Origin of the sequence: Streptomyces glaucescens, from assembly GCF_002154375.1 — a bacterium.
GTDB classification, from domain to species: Bacteria; Actinomycetota; Actinomycetes; order Streptomycetales; family Streptomycetaceae; genus Streptomyces; species Streptomyces glaucescens.
The window spans coordinates 1-6,955 of record NZ_MUND01000467.1 but is presented as its reverse complement, the minus strand read 5'-3'; the positions used below and the strand labels follow the sequence as shown (position 1 = coordinate 6,955).

Sequence of the window (6,955 nt, the reverse complement as noted above, 5' to 3'; positions counted from 1 at the left end):
GTCGGCGGAGGCCGCCCGCAACAGGGCAGCCGCCGTCCAGTGCCCTCGGGTGCGGCTGCGCAGCCGCTCGTTCAGCTCCATCGCCCGCGCCTCCTCCAGCAGGTCGATGACGGCGTGGCTGTCGGAGCCGAGACAGAGCGGGGAGCCCTCGTTCTGCAGGGCGACGGCGGGGCCGATGCCGTCGGCGAGGTCCCGTTCGGTCGTCGGGCACATGCAGGTGCCGGTGCCGCTGCCGCCGATGAGCGAGATGTCCTCGGCGGTGAGGTGGGTGTTGTGGACGCCGGTGGTGCGCGGCCCGAGCACGCCGTGCCGGGCGAGCAGCTGCGTCGGGGTGCACCCGTGGGCCTCCCGGCAGGCGTCGTTCTCGGCGGTCTGCTCGGACAGGTGCACATGGAGCGGGGCCCGCCGTTCCTCGGCCCAGCGTGCCACGGTCGCCAACTGGGCGGCGGGCACGGCCCGCACGGAGTGGATGGCCGCCCCGATCCGCGCGTGCTCGCGCTCCTCGAGAAGTGAACAGCGTTCGGCCCAGGCCTCGGCGTCCCCGTCGGAGAAGCGGAGCTGGTGGCGGTTGGGGGGCTGTCCGAAGCCGGAGGAGAGGTAGGCGGTGTCGAGGAGGGTGATCCGGATGCCGGCCTCGGCGGCGGCCGCGATCAGGGCCTCGCCCATCGCGTTGGGGTCGGCGTAGCGGCTGCCGCCGGGCGCGTGGTGGACATAGTGGAACTCGCCCACGGCGGTGATGCCGGCCAGGGCCATCTCGGCGTACACGGCACGGGCGAGGGCGTGGTAGCTCTCGGGGGTGAGCCGGTCGGCCGTGGCGTACATGACCTCGCGCCAGGTCCAGAAGGTCCCGCTGCCGACCTGGACGGCGCCGCGCAGGGCGCGGTGGAAGGCGTGGCTGTGCGCGTTGGCGAGGCCGGGGAGGGTGAGGCCCCGCAGGATCTCCGCGCCGGGTGGCGGTGTGCCGGCCCCGGTCCGGACGGCGGTGATGCGTCCGTCGTCCGTCTCCAGGACCACACCCGGCTCGATGGGGGTCCCCCCTGCTCGAGCGGAGCCGAGAGCCTGGGGGAGGGTGCCGAGCCAGGCGTGCTCCAGCCAATAGGTCGCCGTGGTCGTCGCCTTGGTCACCTGCGGGCCAGTCCTTCCAGTACGTCGGCGAGGGCGAGCACTCCGGCCACGCAGTCGTCCTCGGCCGCGAACTCGGCCGGGGAGTGCGAGACGCCGGTGGGGTTGCGCACGAACAGCATGGCGGTCGGGACGGTCCCGGAGAGTATCCCGGCGTCGTGTCCGGCGCCGGTGCCGAGCACGGGCACCTGCAGGTCCGTGTCGCCGCCCAGGATGCGGGCGAGTTCGTCGCGCAGCGCGTGGTCGAACTCGACGACGGGGGTGAAGGACTCGCGGACCACGCCGAGGTCGACGCCGTGCGCGGCGGCGTACTCGCGGGCGGCCTGTTCCACCGCGTTCACCACGGTGTCGAGGGTGTCCTGGTCGGCGGCCCGGGAGTCGAGCCAGCCGCGCACGAGGGAGGGAATCGCGTTGACGCCGTTCGGCTCCACGGTGATCTTCCCGAAGGTGGCGACGGCCCCGGCGAGCCGCGCCTCCCGGCGGGCGGCGAGCACGGTCTCGGCGTACGGCAGCATCGGGTCGCGCCGGTCGGCGAGCCTGGTCGTGCCCGCGTGGTTGGCCTCGCCCCGGAAGTCGAACCGCCAGCGGCCGTGCGGCCAGATCGCGCTGGCGATGCCGACGGCGTCCCCGCTGAGGTCCAGGGCCCGCCCCTGCTCGACGTGCAGCTCGACGAAGGCGCCGATCCGGGCCAGCCGCTCGGGGTCCGGCCCGATGGCCTCGGGGTCGTGTCCGGCGGCCTCCATGGCCCGCGGGAGGGAGACCCCGTCGCCGTCGGTCAGCCGGTGCGCCTGCTCCGGGGTGAGCTGCCCGGCGGCGAGCCGGGAGCCCACGCAGGCCAGTCCGAACCGGGCGCCTTCCTCGTCACCGAAGTTGACGATGCCGAGGGGCTTGCCCAGCTCGGCGTTCCGGGCCCGCAGTTCGTCCAGGGCGGCGAAGGACGACACGACCCCGAGAGGCCCGTCGAAGGCGCCCCCGTCGGGCACGGAGTCCAGGTGCGACCCGGTGACGACGGCGTCCCCCGCCCCGGGGTCCCCGAGCCAGGCCCACTGGTTGCCGTTGCGGTCCACCTCGTACCGCAGTCCGCGCGCCTCGGCCTGTGTCCTGAACCACGCGCGGCACTCGGTGTCGGCTCCGGTCCAGGCGTAGCGCCGGTAGCCGCCGGAGGCGGAACTGCGGCCGATCGGCAGCAGCTCCGCCCACATGCTGTGGAAACTCACGCGCCGTCACCCTCGCGCATGGGGACCCGCACACCCCGCCGCTCGGCCACCGACTCCGCGATGTCGTACCCGGCGTCGACGTGCCGGATGACGCCCATGCCGGGGTCGTTGGTCAGCACCCGGCGGATCTTCTCCCCGGCCAGCGCCGTACCGTCGGCGACGGTCACCTGGCCGGCGTGGATGGACCGCCCCATGCCGACACCGCCACCGTGGTGGAGGGAGACCCAGGACGCCCCCGACGCCACGTTGACCATCGCGTTGAGCAGCGGCCAGTCGGCGATCGCGTCGGAGCCGTCCAGCATCGCCTCGGTCTCGCGGTACGGCGAGGCGACGGAGCCGCAGTCGAGGTGGTCGCGGCCGATGACGACCGGTGCGGACAGCTCCCCGCTCGCCACCATGTCGTTGAACCGCTCGCCGGCCTTGTCCCGCTCGCCGTAGCCGAGCCAGCAGATACGCGCGGGCAGGCCCTGGAAGTGGACCCGCTCCCCGGCCATCCTGATCCAGCGGGCCAGGGACTCGTTCTCCGGGAACAGCTCCAGGATCGCCTTGTCGGTCCGGGCGATGTCGGCGGGGTCGCCGGACAGCGCCGCCCACCGGAACGGGCCCTTGCCCTCGCAGAACAGCGGGCGGATGTAGGCGGGCACGAAGCCGGGGAAGGCGAAGGCCCGGTCGTATCCGGCGAGCTGGGCCTCGCCGCGGATGGAGTTGCCGTAGTCGAACACCTCGGCACCGGCGTCCATGAAGCCGACCATGGCCTCGACGTGCCGGGCCATGGACTCGCGGGCGCGGGTGGTGAATCCGGCCGGGTCCTTGGCGGCGTAGGAGGCCATCTCGTCGAAGGCGACGCCGACCGGCAGGTAGGACAGCGGGTCGTGGGCGGAGGTCTGGTCGGTGACGATGTCGATCGGGGCGCCCATGGCGAGCAGCTGCGGCACCAGTTCGGCGGCGTTGCCGAGGACGCCGATGGAGAGCGGGCGGCGAGCGTCGCGCGCCTCCACGGCCAGCTGGAGGGCGTGGTCGAGGCTGTCGGCCTTCACGTCCAGGTAGCGGTGCTCGATGCGGCGCTCGATGGCGCGCGGGTCGCAGTCGACGCAGAGCGCGACGCCGTCGTTCATCGTGACGGCGAGCGGCTGGGCGCCGCCCATGCCGCCGAGTCCGGCGGTGAGGGTGATGGTCCCGGCGAGGGTGCCGCCGAACTTCTTCGCGGCGACGGCGGCGAACGTCTCGTAGGTGCCCTGGAGGATGCCCTGGGTGCCGATGTAGATCCAGGAGCCGGCGGTCATCTGGCCGTACATGGTCAGGCCCAGCTGCTCCAGGCGGCGGAACTCCTCCCAGTTGGCCCAGTCGCCGACGAGGTTGGAGTTGGCGATGAGGACGCGCGGCGCCCATTCATGGGTCTGCATGACGCCGACGGGGCGGCCGGACTGGACGAGCATGGTCTCGTCCTGCTTCAGCCCCTGGAGGGTGCGGACCATGGCGTCGAAGGAGCGCCAGTCGCGGGCGGCCTTGCCGGTGCCGCCGTAGACGACGAGCTTGTCGGGGTGCTCGGCGACCTCGGGGTCCAGGTTGTTCTGCAGCATCCGCAGGGCGGCCTCCTGCTGCCATCCCAGGGCGCTCAGTTCCGTGCCGCGCGGTGCTCGGACGGGGCGGGGTCCTGACATGGCATGCCTCCTGGCGGACGACGATCTGCGTTTCTACAGCTATTCACATCTTGAGGCTCTGAATAGACCTAGTCAATACATCGGTGTTCCGGCGCGGGCGCGCCGCGGATGTTTCGCTGGAGGCAGGGCCGGACACCGGGCCGGGCGACGACGGGACGGGGGTTGGTGTGGTCGACACGAGGAACGACGGTGCCGGACGGGGCGGCGCCGGCAGCGCCGGACGGGGCGGCGCCGAGCGGGCGGCCCGCCGGGACGAGGCGGTCCGCGCGGCCGTGGAGCGCGGCCTGCTCAACCCCGCCACGCCCATCGTCGGGCTGCTCGACGTCACGGGCATCCGGGAGTCGGCGGCCGAGCTGCGAGCGGCGTTCGACGCGGTGGTGGCGCCGGGCACGCCGGTGCTGCACGCCTTCGCGGTGAAGGCGACCCCGCTCGTGCCGGTGCTGCGGCTGCTGCGTGAGGAGGGGATCGGCGCGGAGGTGGCGAGCCCCGGTGAGCTGGCCCTGGTCCGGGCGGCGGGCCTGCCGCCGGAGCGGACGGTGCTGGACTCCCCCGCCAAGACCCCGGCGGAGCTGCGGGAGGCGCTGGCGCTGGGCATCGCGGTGAACGCGGACAACCCGCAGGAGCTGGGCCGCCTCGACGCCCTGATGGCCTCCGCGCCCAGCCGCTCGCCCCTGGGCCTCCGGGTGAACCCGCAGGTCGGGGGCGGCTCCATCGAGGCCCTCTCCACGGCGACGGCCACCTCCAAGTTCGGGGTGGCGCTGCGCGACGAGGGCGCGCGGGAGTGGGTGGTCCGGGCCTACGCCGCGCGCCCCTGGCTCACCCGGCTGCACGCGCACACCGGATCGCAGGGCATTCCGCTGCCGCTGATGGCCCGGGGGGTCGCCGAGGTCCACGCGCTCGCCGAGGAGATCAACCGGCGGATCGGCCGGCCGCAGATCGACACGATCGACATCGGCGGCGGCCTGCCGGTGAACTTCGCCTCGGACGAGACGAGCCCGACGTACACGCAGTACGCCCGGCTGCTGCGCGAGGCGGTCCCGGGCCTCTTCGCCGGGCGGTACGGGCTGGTCACCGAGTTCGGGCGGTCGCTGCTGGCCAAGCACGGCACGGTGGTGGCGCGGGTGGAGTACACCAAGTCGGCGGGCGGGCGCCCGGTGGCGGTGACCCACGCCGGCGTCCAGGTCGCCACCCGCACGGTCTACGCGCCCGCCGCCTGGCCGCTGCGGATAGCGGCCTACGACGCGAAGGGCCGACCGAAGGCGGGCCCGGAGGCGGTGCAGGACGTCGCGGGCCCGGCCTGTTTCGCGGGCGACCTGCTCGCCGAGGCCCGCGCCCTGCCCCTGCTCGAACCGGGCGACTACGCGGCGGCGCTGGACACCGGCGCCTACTACTTCGCCCACCACTACGCGTACAACTCGCTGGCCCGCCCCGGCATCCACGGTTTCGCGCCCGACGGCACGGGCGGTGTGGCCTTCGCGACGGTCCGCGAGCCGCAGACGCTCCAGGAGATCGTGGCCGAGTCCGGAGGGGCGCGGGCGAACGCGCTCACCACCCTGCGCGAGCCTGGGCGCCCTTGACGCACGCCGGTCGGTTCGCTGTTCAACTGACTTGGACACAGGGGCAGTTGACCCACACTAGTACGCCCGACGCATGTTCCAACGGAAAATGCCAGAACCCTCACCCGCCCTCCCCACAGAGCGTAGTTTCGGCGTCACTCGACCGAAGGACAGGCGGGGAGGGGAGTCAGCGTGCCCGGGATCGACGAGTGCCTGCTGGATGCGATGCGGTTGCCCGGTGCCCGGGGCGCCGCGCTGGTGGACTGGACGAGCGGGCTCGCGCTCGGCGTCGTCGGGGAGTTCCCGGGCGGCGACGCCGAGGCGGCCTGCGCGGAGTCCGCGGAACTGGCCCGGCTCGCGGCCGAGCACAAGACGTTCGCCCCGGACGGCGGCCCGGGTGAGGCGGATCCACCGGTCGAGGACCTGCTGATCAGCAACCGGGACGCCTACCACGTCCTGCGGTTCGTGCCGACGTCGTTCGACAGCACCGTGTTCCTGCACGTGTGGCTCGGCCGCGCGGACGGCAACCTCGCCCTGGCCCGCATCCGGCTGGGCGAGCTGGCCGGACGGCTGGTCCTGGGATGAGCGCCGTCGGCACCACTCCCCCGCCCCTGCCGCTGCGCGACCGCGCGGGCGCCCCGGCGCGGGCGGCGGCCGGGCCGTCGCCGATGCTGTCCCGGCTCGCCGCCGAGCGCGCCACCGGGGTACTGGTCCGCGAACGCGGCGCCCTCCACCTCGTGGAGGGCGGCGTGGTGCACGCCGAGAGCCCGGCCGCACCCGGCCTCGACGTGCTCCTGACGGCCCACGGCACGCTGGACTCCGCCGCCTGGCGGGAGGCGGCCGACCGGGCCGGGGCGGACGCCGGGCGGCTGCTGGTGGCGGGCGGGCGGCTCCCCGCGGGCGCGCTGGAGCTGTGCCGGCTGGCCGCACTGTTCGACGCCGCGTACTTCGTGCTCGCGCCGAGCAGCGCGCCCGGGCGGTTCCGCTACGGCGGCCTCCGGCCGCCCGCCGGCTTCCGCCCCGTGCCGGTGGCCGACGTGGAGCGGGAGACCCTGCGCCGCCGGGAGCTGCTGCACCGCATCTGGCCCGATCCGCGCGCCGACACCGCCGCGCTGACCCGGCCGGACCCCGCGGGCGGCCCGGCGCCGCCGCCCCGGCAGCAGGCGGTGCTGGACCTGGTGGACGGGGTCCGCACGGCGGCGGACATCGCCCGGGAGCTGGGCCGGCCCGGCTTCCACACCCTGGTGGACATCCGCCGCCTGGCGGCCACCGGCCTGGTGGCCCCGCTCGACGCGCCGCCCGCCCCACCACCACTCGCCGCGCCACCACTCCCCGCGCCGCACACCACTCCCCTCCCCCCGGGACCGGCCGCCCTGTCGCCGGTCCCGGGGGGAGGGGA

Annotated in this window: 6 protein-coding genes; 3 read left to right on the top strand and 3 right to left on the bottom strand. The window is 74.6% G+C overall.

The window, feature by feature from the left end; genetic code table 11:
* The 3 genes from CCN42_RS28160 to hutU all read right to left on the bottom strand — a co-directional run.
* A partial coding sequence (locus CCN42_RS28160) for a formimidoylglutamate deiminase (protein WP_422641197.1) occupies positions 1 to 1,125 on the bottom strand: 1,125 nt, incomplete at its 3' end.
* Entirely contained in the window at positions 1,122 to 2,339 is a 1,218-nt protein-coding gene (locus tag CCN42_RS28155; RefSeq protein WP_211294818.1) for an allantoate amidohydrolase, read from the bottom strand. The genes CCN42_RS28160 and CCN42_RS28155, both read right to left, overlap by 4 nt.
* Positions 2,336 to 4,000, bottom strand: coding sequence for a urocanate hydratase (gene hutU, locus CCN42_RS28150; protein ID WP_086739807.1), 1,665 nt, complete (start codon positions 3,998 to 4,000; stop codon positions 2,336 to 2,338). The genes CCN42_RS28155 and hutU overlap by 4 nt, the downstream gene beginning before the upstream one ends.
* 167 nt (positions 4,001 to 4,167) lie before the next feature.
* Between hutU and CCN42_RS28145 the strand changes: the two genes are divergently transcribed.
* The 3 genes from CCN42_RS28145 to CCN42_RS28135 form a co-directional block, all read left to right on the top strand.
* Positions 4,168 to 5,577, top strand: coding sequence for a type III PLP-dependent enzyme domain-containing protein (locus CCN42_RS28145; protein ID WP_211294817.1), 1,410 nt, complete (start codon positions 4,168 to 4,170; stop codon positions 5,575 to 5,577).
* 171 nt (positions 5,578 to 5,748) lie between these two features.
* Positions 5,749 to 6,141 carry a hypothetical protein gene (locus CCN42_RS28140; protein WP_086739803.1) on the top strand — a complete coding sequence of 131 codons (393 nt, stop codon included), beginning with the start codon at positions 5,749 to 5,751 and terminating at the stop codon, positions 6,139 to 6,141.
* Positions 6,138 to 6,955: transcriptional regulator (locus tag CCN42_RS28135; RefSeq protein WP_245877497.1), on the top strand; the 818-nt coding region annotated here is incomplete at its 3' end. The genes CCN42_RS28140 and CCN42_RS28135, both read left to right, overlap by 4 nt.

Bases quoted from the DNA above. Each gene is read 5' to 3' on its own strand.
- hutU (WP_086739807.1), bottom strand. From the start codon at position 4,000: ATGTCAGGACCCCGCCCCGTCCGAGCACCGCGCGGCACGGAACTGAGC.